Origin of the sequence: Helicobacter labacensis (genome assembly GCF_003660285.1) — a bacterium.
Lineage (GTDB): Bacteria > Campylobacterota > Campylobacteria > Campylobacterales > Helicobacteraceae > Helicobacter > Helicobacter labacensis.
Window position 1 is genome coordinate 20,308 of the sequence record NZ_QXQQ01000010.1, and the last position, 20,986, is coordinate 41,293.

The 20,986-nt window shown below is 48.8% G+C and carries 21 protein-coding genes; 8 read left to right on the plus strand and 13 right to left on the minus strand.

Features of this window, described 5'->3' with window-relative positions; genetic code table 11:
* Positions 1 to 4: 4 nt before the first annotated feature.
* The gene (locus tag EAO33_RS04305) at positions 5 to 208 is read right to left on the minus strand and encodes a 2-hydroxymuconate tautomerase family protein (protein WP_120945322.1); all 204 of its coding nucleotides are present in this window, start codon (positions 206 to 208) and stop codon (positions 5 to 7) included.
* 72 nt (positions 209 to 280) lie between these two features.
* On the opposite strand from EAO33_RS04305, the gene EAO33_RS04310 reads away from it, so the two are divergent.
* The gene (locus EAO33_RS04310; protein WP_205589498.1) at positions 281 to 448 is read left to right on the plus strand and encodes a hypothetical protein; all 168 of its coding nucleotides are present in this window, start codon (positions 281 to 283) and stop codon (positions 446 to 448) included.
* Positions 449 to 508: 60 nt separating this feature from the next.
* On the opposite strand, the gene EAO33_RS04315 is transcribed toward EAO33_RS04310, so the two are convergent.
* Positions 509 to 1,984: an SEL1-like repeat protein gene (locus tag EAO33_RS04315; RefSeq protein ID WP_120945324.1), complete on the minus strand. Its 1,476-nt coding sequence runs from the start codon at positions 1,982 to 1,984 to the stop codon at positions 509 to 511.
* A 226-nt stretch (positions 1,985 to 2,210) separates the two neighbouring features.
* Here EAO33_RS04315 and EAO33_RS04320 point away from each other — a divergent pair, with 226 nt between their 5' ends.
* From EAO33_RS04320 to dnaK, 3 genes are read left to right on the plus strand one after another with little or no spacing between them, the layout of a single operon-like run.
* Positions 2,211 to 3,053 carry an HrcA family transcriptional regulator gene (locus EAO33_RS04320; protein ID WP_235853053.1) on the plus strand — a complete coding sequence of 281 codons (843 nt, stop codon included), beginning with the start codon at positions 2,211 to 2,213 and terminating at the stop codon, positions 3,051 to 3,053.
* Positions 3,020 to 3,538: a nucleotide exchange factor GrpE gene (gene grpE, locus EAO33_RS04325; RefSeq protein ID WP_120945326.1), complete on the plus strand. Its 519-nt coding sequence runs from the start codon at positions 3,020 to 3,022 to the stop codon at positions 3,536 to 3,538. The genes EAO33_RS04320 and grpE overlap by 34 nt, the downstream gene beginning before the upstream one ends.
* Before the next feature lie 21 nt (positions 3,539 to 3,559).
* A complete protein-coding gene (gene dnaK / locus EAO33_RS04330) occupies positions 3,560 to 5,437 on the plus strand; it encodes a molecular chaperone DnaK (RefSeq protein WP_120945328.1) in 1,878 nt (625 codons plus the stop codon).
* Here dnaK and EAO33_RS04335 read toward each other — a convergent pair.
* Genes EAO33_RS04335 through EAO33_RS04345 form a run of 3 tightly spaced genes read right to left on the minus strand, consistent with a single transcriptional unit; the run spans position 5,427 to position 9,227 of the window.
* On the minus strand, positions 5,427 to 6,173 hold the full coding sequence (locus EAO33_RS04335; RefSeq protein ID WP_120945330.1) for an MIP/aquaporin family protein: 747 nt from the start codon (positions 6,171 to 6,173) through the stop codon (positions 5,427 to 5,429). The two genes, dnaK and EAO33_RS04335, sit on opposite strands and share 11 nt — an antisense overlap.
* A gap of 10 nt (positions 6,174 to 6,183) precedes the next feature.
* Complete coding sequence (gene glpK, locus EAO33_RS04340; protein ID WP_120945332.1) at positions 6,184 to 7,671, minus strand: glycerol kinase GlpK; 1,488 nt, start codon at positions 7,669 to 7,671, stop codon at positions 6,184 to 6,186.
* A gap of 8 nt (positions 7,672 to 7,679) precedes the next feature.
* Positions 7,680 to 9,227 (minus strand): glycerol-3-phosphate dehydrogenase/oxidase, encoded by a 1,548-nt coding sequence (locus EAO33_RS04345; RefSeq protein WP_120945334.1) that lies wholly within the window; start codon positions 9,225 to 9,227, stop codon positions 7,680 to 7,682.
* Positions 9,228 to 9,345: 118 nt separating this feature from the next.
* Between EAO33_RS04345 and EAO33_RS04350 the strand changes: the two genes are divergently transcribed.
* The 4 genes from EAO33_RS04350 (at position 9,346) to EAO33_RS04365 (ending at position 14,630) form a co-directional block, all read left to right on the plus strand.
* Positions 9,346 to 10,194, plus strand: coding sequence for an outer membrane beta-barrel protein (locus EAO33_RS04350; RefSeq protein WP_235853054.1), 849 nt, complete (start codon positions 9,346 to 9,348; stop codon positions 10,192 to 10,194).
* Positions 10,195 to 10,216: 22 nt separating this feature from the next.
* Positions 10,217 to 12,277: a carbon starvation CstA family protein gene (locus EAO33_RS04355; RefSeq protein WP_120945336.1), complete on the plus strand. Its 2,061-nt coding sequence runs from the start codon at positions 10,217 to 10,219 to the stop codon at positions 12,275 to 12,277.
* 40 nt (positions 12,278 to 12,317) lie between these two features.
* Positions 12,318 to 13,757 carry a type I glutamate--ammonia ligase gene (gene glnA / locus EAO33_RS04360; protein WP_120945338.1) on the plus strand — a complete coding sequence of 480 codons (1,440 nt, stop codon included), beginning with the start codon at positions 12,318 to 12,320 and terminating at the stop codon, positions 13,755 to 13,757.
* A gap of 159 nt (positions 13,758 to 13,916) precedes the next feature.
* A complete protein-coding gene (locus tag EAO33_RS04365; RefSeq protein ID WP_120945340.1) occupies positions 13,917 to 14,630 on the plus strand; it encodes an HpaA family protein in 714 nt (237 codons plus the stop codon).
* A gap of 18 nt (positions 14,631 to 14,648) precedes the next feature.
* Here the strand turns inward: EAO33_RS04365 and EAO33_RS04370 are convergent, their stop codons facing one another.
* From EAO33_RS04370 to EAO33_RS04405, 8 genes are read right to left on the minus strand one after another with little or no spacing between them, the layout of a single operon-like run.
* Positions 14,649 to 14,963, minus strand: coding sequence for a hypothetical protein (locus tag EAO33_RS04370; RefSeq protein ID WP_120945342.1), 315 nt, complete (start codon positions 14,961 to 14,963; stop codon positions 14,649 to 14,651).
* The gene (locus EAO33_RS04375; RefSeq protein WP_205589499.1) at positions 14,953 to 16,272 is read right to left on the minus strand and encodes a DHH family phosphoesterase; all 1,320 of its coding nucleotides are present in this window, start codon (positions 16,270 to 16,272) and stop codon (positions 14,953 to 14,955) included. The genes EAO33_RS04370 and EAO33_RS04375 overlap by 11 nt, the downstream gene beginning before the upstream one ends.
* The gene (locus EAO33_RS04380) at positions 16,272 to 17,021 is read right to left on the minus strand and encodes a 7-carboxy-7-deazaguanine synthase QueE (protein WP_120945344.1); all 750 of its coding nucleotides are present in this window, start codon (positions 17,019 to 17,021) and stop codon (positions 16,272 to 16,274) included. The genes EAO33_RS04375 and EAO33_RS04380 overlap by 1 nt, the downstream gene beginning before the upstream one ends.
* Positions 17,018 to 17,647: a 6-pyruvoyl trahydropterin synthase family protein gene (locus EAO33_RS04385; protein ID WP_120945346.1), complete on the minus strand. Its 630-nt coding sequence runs from the start codon at positions 17,645 to 17,647 to the stop codon at positions 17,018 to 17,020. Before EAO33_RS04385 ends, EAO33_RS04380 begins: the two co-directional genes overlap by 4 nt.
* A 3-nt stretch (positions 17,648 to 17,650) precedes the next feature.
* Entirely contained in the window at positions 17,651 to 18,316 is a 666-nt protein-coding gene (locus EAO33_RS04390) for a hypothetical protein (protein WP_120945347.1), read from the minus strand.
* Between the two features lie 29 nt (positions 18,317 to 18,345).
* Positions 18,346 to 19,113, minus strand: a complete 768-nt coding sequence (surE, locus tag EAO33_RS04395) for a 5'/3'-nucleotidase SurE (RefSeq protein WP_120945349.1) — start codon at positions 19,111 to 19,113, stop codon at positions 18,346 to 18,348.
* Complete coding sequence (locus EAO33_RS04400; protein WP_120945379.1) at positions 19,110 to 20,000, minus strand: polyprenyl synthetase family protein; 891 nt, start codon at positions 19,998 to 20,000, stop codon at positions 19,110 to 19,112. The genes surE and EAO33_RS04400 overlap by 4 nt, the downstream gene beginning before the upstream one ends.
* Positions 19,987 to 20,982, minus strand: coding sequence for a DUF7488 domain-containing protein (locus EAO33_RS04405; RefSeq protein WP_235853055.1), 996 nt, complete (start codon positions 20,980 to 20,982; stop codon positions 19,987 to 19,989). The genes EAO33_RS04400 and EAO33_RS04405 overlap by 14 nt, the downstream gene beginning before the upstream one ends.
* Positions 20,983 to 20,986: the final 4 nt, after the last annotated feature.

The window sequence follows — 20,986 nt, forward strand, 5'->3', positions numbered from 1 at the left end:
GACATCACTGCCCTTGGCGCACCCGCGTAATACTTTGTCCCCCCAAGCCATAATTATCCGTGTCGATCTCTTCAATGATCACCACGGTAGAAGCCTTGTTTTTATTGAGGACTTGGACTAATACATCTGTAACCCCGGCGATCAACGCCTCTTTTTGCTCTTTAGTGGGACCATCTTCTTTAGTGATTTTAATGTTGACAAAGGGCACGATCTCTCCTTAGCAAGCCATTAGACATGATTCTAACATTTGCATGTTAATGGCGCACAAGATTTATCTATCATGAAAACGCGGATTCTCGCCTGCTTTTTTAATAATCTGCCCCGGGCATGGGCGTGGCGTTTTTTAGCGGGGTTGGCTTCTAGGGCTTTGGTGGTGTTGGCTACTCCTTTGTCCTTAAGTCTTGTTAAGAGAAAAGCGATCGAGCGCGATCGGCTAGATAAAAATTAATGATAATTAAATACCCGTGTATCTCTTGTGGCAATTAGACAAATAACCTGCCGGTTAGCATCAATGTAATTTCTGCCACTTCTCTAACGCTAAAGTTGCATCCTTGTTCCCAAACTCCACCGCTTTTTTCAAATATTCTAACCCTTGTTGTTCGTCTTTGGCTGTGCCCAAACCCTCTAAATAGGCTTGAGCTAGAGCATAAAGAGTTTTGCCTAGAGTTTGGGTATCTATTTTAGATTGTTTAGCGCGCTTATAGTCAAAGTCGCTAGGGTGTAAGAGTTTAAGATCACACACTTTATAATGCGAATCAATGTTCAAGCTCAGTTGCCACTTATCGCTCGTGTCGTGTTCAAATTTTGTTCCCGAAGCGGGCATGCACCCTTTGGCAAATAACAAGATATTTTGATACAACTTGAATTTAGAGGCGGAGGGATCGCCCTGCTCGATAACATGGCGTGCTTTTAACGCGTGGGTGTTGATCAAAAAAGCGAGCTGGTAAAACGCATAAAAAGCGCGATTGGCTAAATCATTGAAAGTTTGGTGCGCATAATTATCAGCCACAGAGCGATCCACTGTCCAGAGAATCTCACCATTCCACATTGGCATGCGATAATAACCACTCAACACATAGCGCAATCCTAAAAAACGATCAAAACCCAAGCCGTAGTAAAGACCTGCTTGGTTAAAGTCCTGCTTCACTCCCTTGCCCTCAAAATATAAATCAGCCAAGAGAAAGGTTCCCATAATGCTGTGCAAATTGCTAGCTTGGCTATACAGCCTAGCAGCCCTTTTGTAATCTTGGCGCTTCTTGGCTTGCTTGGCTAGTTCTAGTAAGCGATCCATATCTTTAAGCGCGTCTTGGTTTTGCAAATCCACGGCACTTGCTAAAAATTGCTGGGCTTTTTTAGGGTTTTTGGGCACGATTTTGCCCTTTTTATAAGCCTTGCCCACATAGTAAAGCGCATCGCTTAATTGAGGAATGTCCTCAAAGCGATTCCACCCATAGTCATAAGAGGAGTAGGAGCCAAGTAACTTAAGACACCGCTTGTGTCCAAAGCGCCAATCTTTAGAGATAGGATAGCAGGCATTATCAGCCTTATAGACCAATACTCTTTGGTAGAGATCAAAGGCTTTTTTAGGGTTTTTGGGTGTCCCTAAACCCTTAGCATACATGCCCGCTAATTTAAAGCCCGCGCGTATTGCGGCCTCATACTCATAAGAACCATCCCCCACTGTGTAACCTTGTGGAATGGGACCTATAAAATTTAAGATAGCCTGCTGGTAGTAAAATTTGGCTTTGGCATAATTACGCTTTATCCCCCCATCCCCAGCCAAATAGCGATCTGCCAAAAACTCTGCCCCCATCGCGCTGCCCGCTTGATTGAGCTTGTGGTATATCCTCAGCGCTTTTTTATACTCCTTATTGTCAAAGGCGATCCAACCATCTTTCATCATGTATTCATAGGATGTTGGGCTAGATTTAGCCCACCCTACACTTAAAAACACCCACAATGCCCACAACACCCCTTTGAACACAATGCGTCCTTTTTGCGCGCATTATAACTAAAGCAGACAAATTTCAAATCTACTTATAAACTAGAAAGTATTTTAAATATATTACTTTATTAAAGTTTAGTCTATATATATAAAGTTATGGGATAAAAATCCCTAAATTTTAGCAATATTTGAAAAGTAATGCTAAATTTTGCAAATTTCATGCTATAATGCGCTTGGTTTAAAACATGGCAAGAAAGGTTAGTGAATGGGTGCTAAAAAAGAGTGGCTCTTAGAAGCGTGCATTAGAGCGTATTTGAATAGCCACACGCCCATTGGCTCAGAGAGTTTGCGCCTCTTTTTACGCGCCCACCAAAATAAGCATATCTCCTCAGCGACCATCCGCAACCACTTCAAACGGCTCACCAAACAAGGGGTGTTGTGCCAAAGCCATAGCAGTGCGGGGCGCATCCCCACAAATCAAGCACTCAAGGATTATTGGCGCGCCAAACTCAACCCCTATACCCCCCTAGAGGTGGATTTGAGTCGTTTGGAACAAGCCAGCGCGCGCTATGGGATTTGTAGCATTGTGGAACTCTATGAAAAGGCGCGCTTGCAAGCCGTGCACAACCACGCGCACAAGTGGTTGATCTTGGATTTTGGGGCGTTGCAAATCTCTTTGGACTACCACAGGAAATTAGAGGGCTTTATCAGCGCGCTAATTGGGCTAGAATGCCAAGCGATTCGCCAGATCGCCCTCTCTGTGTGCGCCATGCGCTTGGCTAGGCAGATCGAGCATTTCTACCAAAAGCGGCTTTATTTTGGGTTGGGGTTTTTGATCCCCTTGAGCGCTCAAGGGGATCAAGGGCTTTTGCTAGAGATGTTGGGGGGGCGCATTTTTAGGTATTTAAAAGAGGGCTTGTATTTTGAAAGTCTATTGCCCTTGGTTTTTTGGGGGTGTTGCAACCCATTAAAACCCAAGGGGAGGAGACAAAAATGCTATGCGTGGGGGGGTTGGAGCAGAATTTTGAGGGCTTCTACCACGCCATCGCGCATGCATCTTAATAAAGGGAGAACATGGAAGAACAACCAGAAGAAACACAGCAACTAGAGAGCACCCCTCAAGAGGAGGCACCTCCGCTGGGCATTGACTACCAAGCCAAATTCAAAGAGGCGCAGGATTTGTATGTGCGCACCCATGCGGATTTTGAAAATGCCAAGAAAAGGCTAGAGAAAGACAAGGCGATGGCTTTAGAATACGCCTATGAAAAGATCGCTAGCGATCTCTTGCCCGTGATTGACGCGTTGCATGCCGCCTTGCAGAGCGCGCAAAGAGAGGAGGAAAGCAGAGAGACACAGCCCATCTCTAAGGGCTTAGAACTCACCTTGCATAAAATGCACGAAGTGTTGGCTAAACATGGCATTGAGTGCGTGGAGTGCGTGGCGGAGTTTGACCCCAGCGTGCATAATGCGGTCATGCATGTGAGCGCAGAACACAAGCAAGAGGGGGAGATTGTGGAGGTGTTTCAAAAAGGCTACAAATATAAAGAGCGCTTGTTGCGCCCTGCGATGGTGAGCATCGCTAAAAATACTTAATCTTAACACAAAGGATACAATATGGCAAAAGTGATCGGCATCGATCTAGGCACAACCAACTCCGCGATGGCGGTTTATGAGGGCAATGAGGCAAAAATCATCGCCAACAAAGAGGGCAAAAACACCACCCCCTCTATTGTAGCTTTCACAGACAAGGGAGAGATTTTAGTGGGCGAGAGTGCCAAACGCCAAGCCATCACCAACCCTGAAAAAACAATCTATTCTATCAAGCGCATCATGGGCTTGATGAGCAATGAGGACAAAGCCCAAGAGGCAAAAAAACGCCTGCCCTATAAGATTGTGGATCGCAATGGGGCATGCGCCATTGAGATCGCCGGCAAGATCTACACCCCCCAAGAGATTTCTGCCAAAATTTTGATGAAGCTCAAAGAGGATGCGCAAAGCTACTTGGGCGAAGAAGTCAATGAAGCGGTGATCACCGTGCCCGCTTACTTTAATGACAGCCAAAGAAAAGCCACCAAAGAGGCAGGCACAATCGCTGGGCTAAATGTCTTGCGCATCATCAACGAGCCCACTTCTGCGGCTTTGGCTTATGGCTTGGACAAAAAAGAGTCGGAAAAAATCATGGTCTATGACTTGGGCGGGGGCACTTTTGATGTGACCGTGTTAGAAACCGGGGACAATGTGGTAGAAGTGCTTGCCACAGGCGGGGATGCGTTTTTGGGCGGGGATGACTTTGACAACCGCATCATTGACTTCATCGCCAAAGAATTTCAAAGCGAAAGCGGGATCGACATCAAAAAGGACATCATGGCTTTGCAACGCTTGAAAGAAGCGAGCGAAAACGCCAAAAAGGAGCTCAGTTCGGCTAACGAAACCGAAATCAATTTGCCCTTCATCACCGCAGATGCCAGCGGACCTAAACACTTGGTGAAAAAACTCAGCCGCGCTAAATTTGAAAGCCTCATTGAGGATCTCATTGAGGAGACCATTAGCAAGATTGATAGCGTGATCGAAGATGCCGGCTTGAGCAAGGCAGACATCGCTGAGGTGGTGTTGGTGGGCGGTTCTACGCGTATCCCCAAAGTCCAAGAGAGGGTCAAAAGCTTCATCAACAAAGAGCTCAATAAGTCCGTCAATCCCGATGAAGTTGTGGCGGTAGGAGCGAGCATCCAAGCAGGCGTGCTCAAAGGCGATGTCAAAGATGTCTTGCTCTTAGATGTGATCCCACTTAGTCTTGGCATTGAAACCTTGGGGGGCGTGATGACAAAGGTCATTGAAAAGGGCACTACCATCCCGGCTAAAAAAGCCCAAGTTTTCTCCACGGCTGAGGACAACCAACCCGCCGTCTCTATTCTAGTCTTGCAGGGTGAGAGAGAATTTGCCAAAGACAACAAATCTTTGGGCAAATTTGACTTGACCGGGATTGCCCCAGCCCCCCGTGGTGTGCCCCAAATTGAGGTTACCTTTGACATTGATGCCAATGGGATTTTGACCGTTTCAGCCAAAGACAAAAATACCGGCAAATCCCAAGAGATCAAAATCTCTGGCTCAAGTGGTTTGAGCGAGAGTGAGATCGAAAAAATGGTCAAAGACGCGGAGTTGCACAAAGAGGAGGATGCGCGCCGTAAAGCGGTGGTAGAGGCTAAAAACCAAGCCGAAAGCTTGGCGCACCAAACCAAAAAAAGCCTAGAGGAGCACAAAGCCAATCTAGAATCTAGCGAGGTGGAGAAAATCCAAGCCGCTTTGGACGACTTAGAGAGCGCGCTCAAGGATGAAAACGCCACCAAAGAGATGTTGGAGGCTAAGATGAAGCGCTTGGGCGAGGTTTCAGCCAAACTCACCGAGGCGATGATGAAGAAGGATCAAAACGCCCAGCAAAGCAAGAAAAAAGATGAGGATGTGATCGATGCGGAAGTGGAGGACGCTAGAAGGTAGCCATCAAGCAACTATGCAAACCTACAGCCAACGCCCCACCCACTAGGGGGGCGATAAAGGGGATGTAGCTGTAAGCAAAATCGGGGGACACTTTCAAGGGCAGGAGGGCTAGCACAATCCTAGGTCCCATGTCCCTAGCCGGGTTGATCGCATACCCGGTGGTAGAACCCAAAGACAACCCAATCGCCCACACCAATAGCGCTACAGGTAGTGCCCCCAAACTCCCCAAGCCGATCTTAGCGCTGGGGTCTTGGGTGTGGATGGAGGGGTCGCTAAAATGCAAGATCACAAAGATCAGCACAAAGGCTCCGATTAACTCACTCAAAAAATTAGACATGGGGTTTCTAAGGGCTGGCTCCGTGCAAAAGCACGCCCGTTTAGCCGAAGCGTCCTTGGTGATCTTAAAATGTTCGTAATAAAGCGCATACACCAGCAAGGCTCCTAACATCGCGCCTAAAAATTCCCCACTGAGGTATAGGGGCAAATGCGCCCAACTCACTTTACCCAGCAAAACTAAACTGAGTGTTACCACCGGGTTTAAATGCGCCCCGCTATGAGGTCCAGCCACCACCACCCCCACAAAGACAGCAAAACCCCATGCCGTGGTGATCACCATCCACTGGGCAGCCCCTGCCCCCCCGCACTTTGTGCCCTCCAAACAGCATGCAGCCACCACCCCATTACCCAGCAAGATCATCAAAGCCGTCCCCAAGAGTTCGTAAAGAAAAATCTCCATGCTCCACCCCCTAAGCCAACCAATGCCTAGAGGCTTGCACTGCCTTATCCCAAAAACGCAACATCTCCTTGATCTTCTCCCTGTCTAGCTGGGGGTTAAAGATTTGCTGGATTGCCCATAGGGACTGAATTTCTTCTAAATTCCGGTAAAAACCCACGGCTAGCCCAGCCAAATAGCCCGCACCCAGCGCGGTGGTTTCAATATTTTGGGGGCGCACGATTTGCGCATCGCAAATATCCGCTTGGATTTGCATCAAACAATCGCTTGCGCTAGCCCCCCCATCTACGCGGATCTGCTTAGCTTGCGTGCGCGCGTCCTTTTGCATTTCTTGGATAATATCACGCACCTGAAAGGCGATCCCCTCTAGGATCGCGCGCGCAATGTGCCCATCTGTCGTGCCACGCGTGATCCCAAAAATACTTCCCCTAGCGTATTGATCCCAGTAAGGCGCGCCTAAACCCGTAAAAGCGGGCACGATATACACCCCCCCATTGTCTTGCACCTTAGTAGCTAGGTTATTGATGTCTGCAGCGCTATCAATCATGCGCACCCCATCACGCAACCACTGGATAGCCGCCCCGCCCACAAATACCCCCCCCTCTAGAGCGTAGCTGGTTTTACCTCCCACTTGCCAAGCGATGGTGCTTAGTAAATTGTTTTGGCTACTTACGGGCTTATCCCCAGTGTGCATGAGTAAAAAACAACCCGTGCCATAGGTGCTTTTGATAAGTCCGGGCTCCGTGCACATCTGCCCAAATAAGGCGGCTTGTTGATCTCCAGCCATTCCGGCAATGGGGATGGCGCACTCCACCCAGCGCGTGGCGGTGTGCCCATAGACTTCACTAGAGGATTTGACTTCTGGTAAAAGCGCAGCAGGGATATCAAAGAATTCTAGAAGTTCTGTGTCCCATTGCAAGGTGTGGATATTGTAAAGCATGGTGCGGCTAGCATTGCTAGGATCAGTGGCGTGCACTTGGTGGCGGGTGAGATTGTAGAGTAACCACGAATCAATAGTCCCAAAACACAGATCGCCCGCTTGGGCTTTGGCACGCGCCCCGGGCACATGTTCTAACAACCACTGGATTTTAGTCGCCGAAAAATACGCGTCCACCACTAGACCGGTCTTGTCATAAATCCATTGTTTTCGCGTCTTTTTTAAGGCTTCGCACACATCGGCGGTGCGGTGATCTTGCCACACGATGGCGTTGTAAATGGGTTGCGCGCTGGCGCGATCCCAAATAACAGTCGTTTCGCGTTGGTTGGTGATCCCAATGGCAGCGATATGCTTGGCATCTAAATTGGCTTGGGCTAAAGCCTCTGTGAGCGTGGCAATCTGGCTAGCCCAAATTTCTTTAGGGTCGTGTTCCACCCAACCGGGCTTGGGAAAAATCTGTTTGAAAGGCTTTTGCGCCATAGAAACAACACGCCCCTGCTTGTCAAAAATCAAGGTGCGCGAGGAAGTGGTGCCCTGATCTAGGGCCATTAAATAGGCTGGCATAATTCTCCTTATTCCAAGATGTAGGCGCGCGCAAGAGCTTGAAAGTCTGCGATCTCTTGGGTGGTCTTCTCCACACTCCAGCCCCAATACTCGCCTATGAACTGCCCCACAGACATGGCGCAACCATAAGCGGCACGCGCGTCCAAGAGCAAGAGGCGTATACGCCTTGAGAGCACATCTTCTAAACTATAAGCCATCTCATGTTCTAGTGCCCAAAACACTTGCGCATAACTATAGGGGTAATTAGGGTGGATGAGGCGCGCAAGAGCGGGGTTGGTGCGCTCCAACTCTAAGAGGGTTTGGGCTTGGCTACCATAGACTTTTAAGCGTGAATCTAGCGCATCTGTGGTGTAGGCGTATAGCTTTAAAGTTTGGGTTTGGCAAGTTTTAGGGGGGAGTAAACCCTGTTTGATGCACGCATCTAGGGTTTCTTGTGCCATACGCCTATAGGTTGTCCACTTGCCCCCGTTCAAATGCACCAAGCCACTAGGGGCGATGTAAATTTTATAACTCCTAGAAATCTGTTTGGTCGCGCGCGCGTGGTTGGAAGAAATCAAGGGTCTAAGCCCCACAAAGACAGAGAGCACATCTTGTCTTTTAGGGGGCTGTTCTAAATACTGGGCTAGAGTGTCTAGAAGAAAGTCAACTTCTTCTTCTAGGGGGAGGGGATTGTAGCTGACTTCTTGGATGGGGGTGTCTGTTGTGCCCACCAGCAATTTACCATGCCAAGGAATGGCAAATAACACGCGCCCATCAGGGGTCTTAGGAATCATCAACGCGTGCTTGGAGGGCAGGAATTTAGAATCTAGCACAAGGTGGATACCTTGACTGGGGGTGATCTGGTTTTGCGTGGTGCTGGGGTCCATTTGGTTGATAGCTTGGCTAAATACCCCTGTGGCGTTGATCACGCATGGGGCGTGCAAGGTAAAAGTCTGTTCCCCCAAGCGATCCTGCGCGCCCACCCCACAAATCTTTTGATCCGCGTCAAAGAGGAGGCGATCTGCTGGCATGTAATTGAGTAAGCTAGCCCCATGCGCATGCGCACTCAACGCCAAAGTGATCCCCAATCTAGCGTCATCAAATTGCCCATCATAATAGCGCACGGCGTGCTGGCATGCTTGAGGACGCACCCCGGGCAACAAGCCATCGGGCTTAAAAATGACATCCGTGCCATGCGCCTGCCACTTGCCCGCCATTAAAGCGTAGAGTTTTAAGCCTAGCCCATAAAAAAGTGTGTGCCCCCAGTGGGCGCACGGGATCACAAAGCCCTGCCACGCGCACAAATGTGGGGCGTTTTCGATCAAAGCTCCTCGTTCGTGCAGGGCTTCATACACTAGGCTAAAATCCCCCTGGGCTAGGTAGCGCACCCCCCCATGCAAGAGTTTGGTAGAACGGCTCGAAGTGCCCTGAGTGAAATCGCGCGCTTCTAATAGGAGGGTCTTATACCCCCGCGTTGCTCCATCTAGGGCTAGCCCCAAGCCACTTGCCCCCCCTCCAATGATGATCAAATCCCATTTGCTCTCTTGTAGGTTCTCTATCTGTCTTGCGCGTTGCATCAAAGCCCCAACTTTATGATACTGAAGTGTTGGGTGTGATGGTTAACTAAATGTTAATAGCATCTTGACACTCCCATACTTTTATGCCACCATGGGCAATATTGACACTAGGATTACCATGTTGTTATTTAGATTAAGGCGTTTTGTGGGGTTATTGGTGTGCCTTGCGGGTGCTTTGGGCGCGGAGAAAAATGGGGTGTTTGTGGGGGGCGGATTTGTCTATTCACACTTCACACGGGTATGGGATTTTAAAATGGTGATGGAGAATATTTACGAGCCTTTTGCGCCCGTTCCTAAGGTGGGTGCTACCATTACCGGGGGCAATTCGCACACGGGCGCGCTTTATGGGGGCAATTTACAGGTGGGTTATAAACAATTCTTTGGCAAGCCAAAACTCTTTGGGTTACGCTACTTCGCTTTTGCAAGCGCGCAAGGGGGGAATTATTCCTACCTCACTTTCAATGCCAAAGCCCAGAGTATCAACGCCACCCAAAGCGCGGCGGTTTTCTTCTATGGAGCGGGGATGGATTTGCTGGCTAATTTCTATGATAAGAATGATCAGAGTTTTGGCATGTTTGTGGGGGGGATTTTAGGAGGGGAGAGTTGGCTACTGGGCAAGAGTTACGCTAGCAATAAAACCTGCCAAACCCAGCTACCCCTCCAAGCGCGCCAATGCGTGAGCGCAGACGCGGTGTGGGAAAATCAGGCGACCATGATGGAATCTAGGGGCAATCAAGCCAAGTATTATAAAATACCCAGCTTCCAAGTGGCGATTCAAGCGGGCTTGAGGGTGCATTTGACCAAACACCAAGGCTTTGAGGTGGGGGTGCGCTACCCCTTTATCCCCCACCCCTATTATGAGGAGGTGGATAAGAATAAGTGGGGGAATTATGGAAGGGGGGGATCAGCGCATATCACCCTACAACGCAAATTAGTCTTGTTTGCCAACTACATTTATAATTTCTGATCTAGGGCATGAGGAGTCTTTGATGTGGAAATCTGTGGGGCGTTTGTTGTGGGGGTTGGTGGCTCTTTTGGGGGCGGTGTGTTTGGGGGTATTAGCCTTGCACAGGGGCGAGAGCATTAACACGCTGTGGCTGGTGTGTGCGGCGATCTGCATTTACTCTCTAGGCTATCGCTTTTATAGCCATTTTGTCGCCTATAAGGTGCTAGGCTTAGATGACACGCGCGCCACACCCGCCTGTGTGCGCAATGACGGGCGCGACTATGTCCCCACTAATCCGGTCGTGATGTTTGGACATCACTTTGCAGCCATTGCAGGGGCAGGACCCTTAGTGGGACCCATTTTAGCCGCGCAAATGGGTTACCTGCCCTCTGTGCTGTGGATTTTAATTGGGAGTGTTTTAGGGGGCTGTGTGCACGATTTTGTGGCGTTGTTTTGTTCTGTGCGGCGCGATGGGAAGTCTTTGGGCGAAATGATCAAAGAAGAAATGGGAGCGGTGGTGGGCTGGTTTGCCATGTTGGGGATTTTGGGGATCATGGTTATTCTCATCGCGGTCTTGGCGATGGTGGTTGTCAAAGCCTTAGCCCACTCCCCTTGGGGGCTTTTTACCATCGCTTGCACCATTCCCATCGCTATTTTAATGGGGCTTTACATGCGCTTTTTGCGCCCGGGCAAGGTGCTAGAGAGTTCACTCTTGGGCTTTGTGTTCTTACTCTTGGCAATCTACTATGGCAAAATAGTAGCCAATGACCCCGTGTTGGCTTCTTATTTCACCCTAACAGAGGGCAGTTTGGCATGGCTCATTATTGCCTATGGTTTTGTGGCGGCTATTTTACCCGTGTGGTTCTTGCTTGCCCCTAGGGATTATTTGAGCACTTTTTTAAAGATCGGGGTGATCTTGATCTTAGCTGGGGCGATCATCATCGTCGCCCCACCCCTGCAAATCCCCAAGATCACGCATTTTGTAGATGGGAGCGGACCCGTGTTTGCCGGCGCGCTTTTCCCCTTTCTCTTTATCACAATCGCCTGCGGGACGATCAGTGGTTTTCACTCTTTGATCGCCTCAGGCACCACGCCCAAGATGATCGCCAAAGAAAGCCATGCGCGCTTTGTAGGCTATGGTGCTATGCTTATGGAGTCCATTGTGGCGATCATGGCTTTATTGATGGCTGCGATTTTGCACCCCGGGTTGTATTTTGCAATCAACGCACCCGCTAGCACCATAGGTCATGACATCGCCCAAGCCGCTAAGGTGATTAGCTCTTGGGGCTTTTCTATCACCCCCCAAGAGATCGCCCAGATCGCGCACAACATCGGTGAACAGAGTATTTTGAGCCGCACAGGGGGCGCGCCTACCTTTGCTATTGGGCTTAGTATGGTGGTTTATGAGCTTGTGGGTGATCCTAGTGTGATGGCTTTTTGGTACCACTTTGCTATTCTCTTTGAAGCCTTGTTTATCCTCACAGCTGTAGATGCGGGCACGCGCACGGCACGCTTTATGATTCAAGACATCTTAGGGCATCTCTACAAGCCCTTAGGCAACACCAAGTCCTATAGCGCGGGGATTTTTGCGACTTTGGTGTGTGTAGCTCTCTGGGGGCATTTTGTGCACCAAGCCACTATCGATCCCAAGGGGGGTATTTACACGCTTTGGCCCCTCTTTGGGGTGAGTAACCAAATGTTAGCTGGCATGGCTCTTTTGCTAGGCACCACTATTCTTTTTAAAATGCAACGCTTTAAATACGCGCTAGTAACGGCAATTCCGGCCGCCTTGATTTTGGGGATCACCCTTTATAGCGGGGTGCTAAAGGTGTTGCCTAGGGGGAGTGATAGCGTGTTAAACCATGTTTCTCATGTCGCCACTATCCAAACCCTTGTTGAAAAATTAGCGACTACCAACGATCCTAAGCAAATTAGTCTGCTTAAACACACCATCGCCAACCACACCATAGACGCGCTTTTGTGCGTGTTTTTCATGTTAGTGGCTTTCATGGTGCTTATAGCGAGTGTGCGTATTTGTTACCGGGCTTATAGGGGGCATATAAGCCCACCTTTGGCTGAAGCCCCCTTTGTAGCTGTGCCTTAACTTTGGTTATGTTAGAATAAAAATAAAAGAAAGGCTTGGCATGGATCTTCATAATAGTGATGCGGATGTGCGAAAATTCTTGGAATTTTGTAAAGAAAAGGAGGTTGAGTTTGTAGACTTTAGGTTTACCGATGTCAAGGGCACTTGGAATCACATCGGGTATTCTTTTAGCAGTGTGGATGAGGATTTATTGCAGCAAGGCATCCCCTTTGATGCGAGTTGTTTTAAGGCATGGCAGAGCATTGACAAGTCTGACATGATTTTACAGCCCGATTTGGTGCGCTACTTCATCGATCCCTTCAGTGCGGATATTACAGCGGTGGTGTTTTGCGATGTGTGGGACATTTACAAGCAACAAGAGTATGAGAAATGCCCTAGGGTGATTGCCAAGCGCGCCCTAAAACACCTCCAAGAGAGCGGGCTGGGGGATATGGCTTACTTTGGGGCAGAAAATGAATTTTTTATCTTTGACTCCATTAAGATGAAAGGGGATGTGAATTGCCAATACTACGAAATTGATAGCGAAGAGGGGGAGTGGAATAGAGCGCGCAGTTTTGAGGGGGGGGTGAATTTTGGGCATCGCACCGGGCGCAAGGGTGGGTATTTGCCCACTCCTCCTACAGATACTATGATGGACTTACGCGCGGAGATCGTCAAGGTGTTAAACCAAGTGGGGCTAGAAACCTATGTCGTGCACCACGAATTAGCCCAAGCACAAGGGGAGATCGGGGTGCGTTTTGGCAATTTGGTAGAGGCGGCTGACAATGTGCAAAAGCTCAAATATGTGGTGAAAATGGTCGCCCATCTCAATGGTAAAACCGCCACTTTCATGCCCAAGCCCTTGCATGGAGACAATGGGAGCGGAATGCACACCCATGTGAGTATTTGGAAAGGGGGAGAGAATCTCTTTTGTGGAGATGTGTATAAGAATTTAAGCCAAATGGCGTTGCACTTTTTGGGCGGGGTGTTGCAATACGCCAGAAGTCTAGCCGCCTTTACCAATGCCTCTAGCAACTCCTATAAACGCTTGATCCCCGGGTATGAAGCTCCCTCTATTCTGACCTATTCAGCGCAAAATCGCAGCGCGAGTGTGCGTATCCCCTATGGAGTGAGTGGCAAGGCAACCCGCTTTGAATTGCGTTTTCCAGATAACTCTTCTAACCCCTACTTAGCCTTTGCGGCGATCTTGATGGCCGGTTTAGATGGGATTCACACTAAGAGCGATCCGGGCGCGCCCATGGACATAAATCTCTTCAAGCTCACTTTAGATGAAATTAGGGATCAAGGCATCAAACAATTGCCCCACACCCTGCGTAGCGCTTTAGAAGAGATGTTAGCCCATAAGGACTACTTGAAAAAGGGCGAGGTTTTTACCGAAGAGTTTATCCAAGCTTACCAAAGTTTCAAATTCAAATCCGAGGTGTTTCCTTGGGAGAGCAAGCCTCATCCTTTTGAGTTTGAAACCACCTACTCGTGCTAATGGCTAGGCGCAGAAGGGGCGCGTCTTTTTGGGATAGCGCCAAGAAGTTCAACCTAATGGTGCGCATGTTAAAATTAGCCATGCGCTTTTTAAAAAAACGCTAAGCTTATTAACCATTTTAAGCTAGCATGGCAAAAATTTTTTAAAAAAAGGATTGGTATGTATAAGAAGGTAGTTTTATGCGCTTTTTTAGGAATGGCGGGGCTAGCCTACGCTACAGAACACCATGCAAGCACGGAAAAGTATGTCTACGAATTGCATGAAAAAACCCAACCGCAAAACCACTACACTTTGGCACTAGCTCCCTTGTCCTTGGATTTTAGCAAGAATGTGTCTACAGCCCTGCAAGATAAGTTCACAAAATCCCTGCAGGAGCAATTAGTCCAAATGCTAAAAAATCGGGGTTTTTCTGTGCTGACCTCTGTCAAACTCAGCCCTCAACAGCAAGATGAAACCTTTGCCGTGGTGCATGTGAGTGCTTTTATCAATATTTTAGAAGACACGGACATGAAACTCACCCAAAACAACCAGGGCATTGAAGAAGACTTCACAGACATCTCTGCGGGCTTTTTGCGCCTCAAATTGGTAGAACCCAAGAGCAACAACGCTTTCCACATGGCTAGCATAGAGCTTCCTAGTTTCAAGGTTAAAACCCACACGGTGATCCGCAGGCAACGCACCAGCTCAGGGGGATTCATGCCCGTTAGCCAAAGCGTGTCCGTGCGCGATAAAAACTTTGACAAACACATCGATCAAGTCTTATCTAAGGTGTATGCTAGAAGCATGGCTAAACTCTCCCAAGACCTCATGCCCCAAAACCTCAAGCCCTTCAAACACTTAGTGGAAAACTTCAAGCACGCCAAGTCCAACTAATCCCCCCATGCGCGCCTGTTACAGGAGCGCAAAATCCATACAGAGCAACTCGCGATCCACATAATCGTAAGTGCCCACCACGCGCACTAAATCCCCCTCTTGCAAGGCAGGGAGCTTGTGAAACCACCACAGGACTTTAAGCGATCCGCTCCCATCCTCCAACTCCAAACGCGCGTGCGCTCGATTGCGCCCCATGAAATTATAGTTTTTCAAACGCGCACACACAGCAAATTGGGGTGTTGGGTTGCCCACTCCATAGGGCTCGCCTTGTTTGAGTAAGGCTAAAAACACACTGGAGTGCAAAGTGGCGATGCGATCCACTTCAAAAAGCATGGTGTCTTTCTAAATAGAGCAGGGCGTTTTGGAAATCCTGCTGGCTTTCAAACACCATGCCACAAGCGCGCTTGTGCCCGCCCCCCACTACACCAATCCCATTATTTTGTAAATGCCCCAAGAGGGCGATGAGATCGATCTCTTTGGAGCGCAAGGAAGCTTCGATGCTCTCTTGTTGGTAACGCCAGCACAAACTCAAGCTACTAGCGTGTTGTTCTAAGAGTTGGTTAGCAATCAAACCCATGAGCCCGCGCGCGATCGCCCCACCTGCATGCACCACCACCCCGCACACCACCACTTCTAAATTCTCTTTGGCTTGGGCGATCAGGTTTTTGCGTTGTTGGTGGGCTTGGAGTAAGAGATGTGCGTAATAGGGATTAGCCGTGGGTTTAGAGAGCAAATCCACCACCACGCTACAATGCACACACCCTTCAATGCCGTCCATACGCCCTACAGCGTTGATCGGAGCGATGATGTCCCAACTGAGCATGCCAAGTTTGTAAGTTTGGGGATAAAGGCGGTTTTTAAGCTGGTAAATTTGGGCTAGATTGGCGGGCATGGAGGTTTGTAAGGTTTGATCCATGCGCTTGACTAGGTGGCGGTTATAGGGCTGGCTTAAGTCCATCATATCCCCAATGGTGCTAAGACCGGCTAAAACTTGCATGTAAGTCCAATCTTGAGGGCGCATTTTGATGTGGTAGTGCTTGGCGTAGGCTAACATGAGTAAATAGCCCACACACGCCCCACTAATGCCCTTAAAAGGGTGGTTATCGCTTAAAAGGGGGTGCACAAAAGCATCGCAAGCGGGGATACGCCCCTCTAAAAATTCGTGGTGATCACTCAAGATTAAAGGCGTGTTGCAGGCGCGTAGAAAGGCATACACCTCATCAGGAATGGTTGCGCCATTGTCAATGGTGAGAAATAGGGCATTGTGTAAATCTAGGGGTTTGGCGTGGATAATCCCTTGTGGGGTGTAGGTTTCTTGCACTAGACGCTCTTTGGTGGCATAAGCTTGTAAGAGTTCTACACTCATGCCATAGCTGTCGGTGTTGCGGCGCGGGATAATGTAATTGACAAAGGGGTAAGCTAAGACCTCTTTGAGAAAGAAACATGCTAACGCCGTCCCGCTCATCCCATCGCAATCGTAATCCCCCCCGATGATGATGGGGCGTTGGGCTTTGATAGCTTCGTGCAAGAGGCTTAAGGCTTGGCAAACCGCGCCCATTTCTAACACACTATCTAGGCTGAATTTATGCTTCCCATCGTCTTTAGCGATGTTTTCAATATAGGTAGCAAACGCCTCTAACATCAACGCCCCCGCACATCGCCCCAAAGGCGGATATGCAGACGATCGCTTAAGCGATACCCTCTTTGCAAACACACTGGAGCTAGAGCTTTGGCATGCATTTCTATGCCATGCGTGCCTAAGGGCATAAGATAGATTGGTGGGGGCGCACAGGCTAGATCTTCTAAAATAGAGTCGATCTCAGCCAAGTCTTGATCCAAAGCCTCAGGGCGCACCACGAACTTAAACACCGCGCGCGCATGGCTTAAAATGGCGCGTAAAATTGGGTAATTGAGTCGTTTGGACGCGCTCTCCAAACTAAAACTGAGCTTGACGCTTAGGCTAAAATGCAAAGCCTGCAAACAGGGGTAAAACTCAAAATCCACACTCCCATTGCTCTCCACACTGATAAAATACCCCCGTGCTAAGAGTTTTTCTAGCGCGTCCAAGAGCAAGGGGTTATTAAAATGCAAGGTAGGCTCGCCCCCGGTGAGCACAATATGGGGGAGGTTGGGGGTGGGAGGTGTTAGGGCATCGATGGTGTCTAATAACGCTTGGGAGGTTTGCAAAGCGCGCCACTGCCTAGCATACATAGGGTGCACAGCATACGCGCTATCACAGCCTACAATCTTGCGCCCCTGCTTGAAACTTACCACCCCAAAACCCCGACAGCGTAGATTACACCCCCCCAAGCGCACAAAAATGCTAGGCGTGCCCACATGCGCCCCCTCCCCTTGTAGGCTATAAAAAGCCTCTACTAAGGGCAGTTTCATACGCGTATCAGGGGTAAGGGGCTTATAAAGGGCTTTTTGGGGGGCAAAAGCGCGCAGGCTAACATGGCGTAATAAGCCCTGAGTTTATCTACAAGGGCGGGATCGCGCATCTCTTCTAGAATGCCCGGGGAAAAATCCACACTGTGTAAAGAGATATGCTCCATCAAATCCGGATTTTGCAAATCCTCTTTAAAACTTTGCGCGTAGCCATAATCAGTTTCATGCACACGCACAGAACACACACTCAAGGGGGCTTCACCATTGTGAAACTGTGTAGCGCCCATAATCGCGTCTAAGAAGAGATGGAACATCAGCGCATACCCCTCTGCACTAGGGTTAAAGCCCAACTTGACATAGCGCGCACAAGTGCTAGTGATACACTCCTGAAAATGCGCCTCTTCGCGATCCCAAAAGTGGTGCGCATGATCAAAAGCGTCAATAAAGCTGGCGATCTCATTTTTAAACAGCCCAAAATCCAAGAGCATCCCGGCTCGATCTAATTTATGTGCCTCTACAAACACCTCTAGGGTGTAATTATGCCCATGGATACTGGTAGCGCACCGTTTAGAGGTGCAGTTGCGCACAACATGGCTAGCGCAAAAGTGGAAAGTTCTTCTAATTTGCATGATCTAACGCTTGTAACATGGCATGTAAACGGGGAGTCGTTGGTAATAACGGTAGTGTTCAGACCTAGTGAAATCAATGCGTTTAATGGTGTCCCCAATTAGATCTTCATAGAGTCTATTATACCCACAAGTCTTGCCACTCACACTCCCATCAATGTAAAGCACGCGTTTATTACGCACATTGTCCCACCAGTCCATGATAAAGTGTGAACCGGCTAACATTTGGCTAGAGGCAGAAAACCCGCTAATGGCATAATAATTCGTGGGCACTTTGGCGCAGTAAAACTGCCCCTCATGCCAATAGCAACGATGCCTTTTGGTGCGCTCGATCAAGGTGTAGTCATAAGTATAAACCGGCTGAGCCATGATATTGCGCACAACCTGGACATAAATGGTGTTCTTGGCTTGAGAGATGGGGTAATCTTGGGGCTTAAAGACATTGTAAAAGCCTAGCTGTTGCAATTGGTAGATGATGAATTGTAGATAATAAGAGCTCACCATGTCCTCTTTGTCATGCACCACCACAATGGGTGCGTTGTAGTTGAAGGCATAATCCCCGCGCACCTCAGAGAAATATCCCATGTTCAAGCGATGGCAACCACCCAGCACAAACACCAATGGCACTAACAAGCCCAAAATAGCACGGCGCATTCTCGCGTTCCTTTCCATCTCCGCATTTTACTACAAAGTTGAGGCATTTAGACCCACTCTTGCAGAATTTGCAAATCTGTGTAACTGGTCATGTTGAGAGTGATGGGTGTGATAGACACATAGCCATGCGCGATGGCTTCAAAATCATTCAACCCCCCGGGACGCTCCTCCCACTTTAGCGGGTTGAGTCCTAGCCAGCAATATTGCTTGCCCTTGGGATCGGTTTTCAAATGGATATTGTTAGCATAAAGACGCACCCCTTGTTGGGTGATCTTAATGCCTTTGGGGGCGCGTTGGGGGATATTGACATTTAAAAACTTGCGCGCACTGGGGGTAAAAGGGAAGCCATGTTTGAGGCATTGTTGCACAAGACGCAAGGCGATTTGGGTGGCTAGGCTAAAATCGTGTTGGGCAAATTTGGCGCGATCTTGGATACTTTGTGAGATCGCAATGGAGGGGATTTTTTGTAAAGTGCCCTCAATGGCTCCAGCCACCGTGCCTGAATAAAGCACATCTTCACCCATATTAGAGCCATGGTTAATCCCAGAGATCATCAAATCAAAAGGTCTTTGGCTTATCGAGATAGCTAAAGACACGCAGTCGCTAGGTGTGCCATCGTCCACACGGAAATACCCCGCCTCAATCTCCTCTAGGCGTAGGGGCACCCTAATGGTGATTCCATGCCCGCAGGCTGATCGTTCGTTCTTGGGCGCAACCACCATCACATCGGCGACACTCTTTAGCGTATCTCTTAGTGCTAATAACCCTCTGGCTTCATAACCATCGTCATTGGTGAGCAAGATATGCGGTTTCATGCAAGTTCCTTTAGCAAAGTCTGCAGATAAAGCCCTAGAGTCGGAGGGAATGCCGCGAGCGTTTTTAACAAATACGCTTTAAGCTCTTGTAAATAGGCTTGGGCTTGGGAGAGACCTAAGAGATTGACATAGTTATTTTTTAGGGTGTCTAGTTGGGTGCTTTTGCCCGATTCTTGAGGGCTTTGGGTGCGATCGATGATGTCATCGCGCACTTGGAAAAATAGCCCCAGTTTGAGCCCCCAACTAAAAAGCGTGTCCGGTAGCCCTTCAGGTGTGTGCCCATAGACCTGGGCGATGAGAGCACCCATTTTTAGGCTAGCGGCGATGAGTTTTGCCGTCTTTAAGGTGTGCAATTCCTCTAATTGCGCTCTTTTTAGGGCTTGACCTTCAAAATAACAATCTAGTGCCTGCCCTAAGAGCATGCCCTCTATGCCCCCACATTGGGCTAATAACGCGATGAGTTGCACTTTTAAAGCGCTCTCTAGGGGGGCTTGGGCAATGCAATAAAAGGCGTAAGTGTTGAGTCCATCGCCCACCAGAGTGGCGGTAGTTACATCATAGGTTTTATGCAAGGTGGGGTGGTGGCGGCGCTCATCGGCATTATCCATGCAGGGCAAATCGTCATGGATGAGCGAATAGGTGTGCAAGACCTCTAAGGCTAGAGCGACAGGAAAACTTGCGCGCACCACTTCTACATTCTTTTCAAAGGCGCACAGCACCGCCAAAAAGAGCTTAGGTCTAAAGCGTTTGCCCCCATTTAAGAGCATCTCCCAAAAGGCATCTTCAAAAAAAGGGTGAAAAGTTTCTATCTTTGGCTTGGCTTGGGGAATATAAGCGTTGAAGTCTTCACAGACATTTGTGTAAAAATCTAGTTTAGAGGCGCACATAGAATTCAAACCCGTTTCTTAGAATCAGCATTTCAATACGCCCCTGCATAAACGCCTCGCTCAACGCCCTTTGTAAAGCCACGCGTGGGGATTGCCCGGGTTTGACAATGGGGCGCTTGTTGATCCACACTAATTGATCCCCCACTTGGAGCTGGTTTAAGGGGGGAGCTAGGTGGGTGGCTTTGGTGATGATGAGTTTGTGGTTAAGAGTAATCCCAAAGCGTTCTAAAAAAGTGTCTGGCAATAAAAATCCCCCATGCCTTTTATCCACGCGCACCACAAAGGTTTTCAAAGCATTGCCCCTCTTGATGGTGATGCGCGCGCGGCTTTGGTAGGCTAAATTGCTCACCACCCACTCAAAATCTTGGGCATTGCGGATAGGTTGGTTATTGATACGGGTGATCACATCGCGCTCTAAAAAAGGGTTGTGCTTAAAAAAGGGGTCCACACTCTGCACGACCGCCCCTGCGCGCACGCGCACCCCAATGTCGCCATAATAAGGGCTTTTTTGTTTTAAGAAGCGTTTGAGATACCTGCTTTCTATGAAATCATGCCCACCCACTCCCACCCCATAGATTTGATAACAGATATTGCTCACCACCGCATTAATGGGCATGGGTTTAGAAAAGCGCGCAAAGTGTAAAAACCCCGTTTGGCGATGCAAAATAGAACCTGCTCTAGCTTGCGCGCTGACACTGGCTAGGGGGCGTTTGGTGGCTTGCGCATCAATATCTAGCAGGTGGTAAGCAAAACGGGTTTTGGGGGCTTGGATAAGATAAAACCCGATGAAGGGATCGGCTTTGAGAATTTTCACCCCCTTAGGGGGGATTCTAGAGTGCAAAAAGCTAACTTGTTTGTGATCCCAAAATAGCGACACGCCATGCTCATGACTAGCTAAGCGGTGGTATTGGGCACATTGGGAAAAATCATAGGCTATAAGGGGGGTAGCTAATGCTAGCAACAGCCCGATCCAAACCAACACAAGC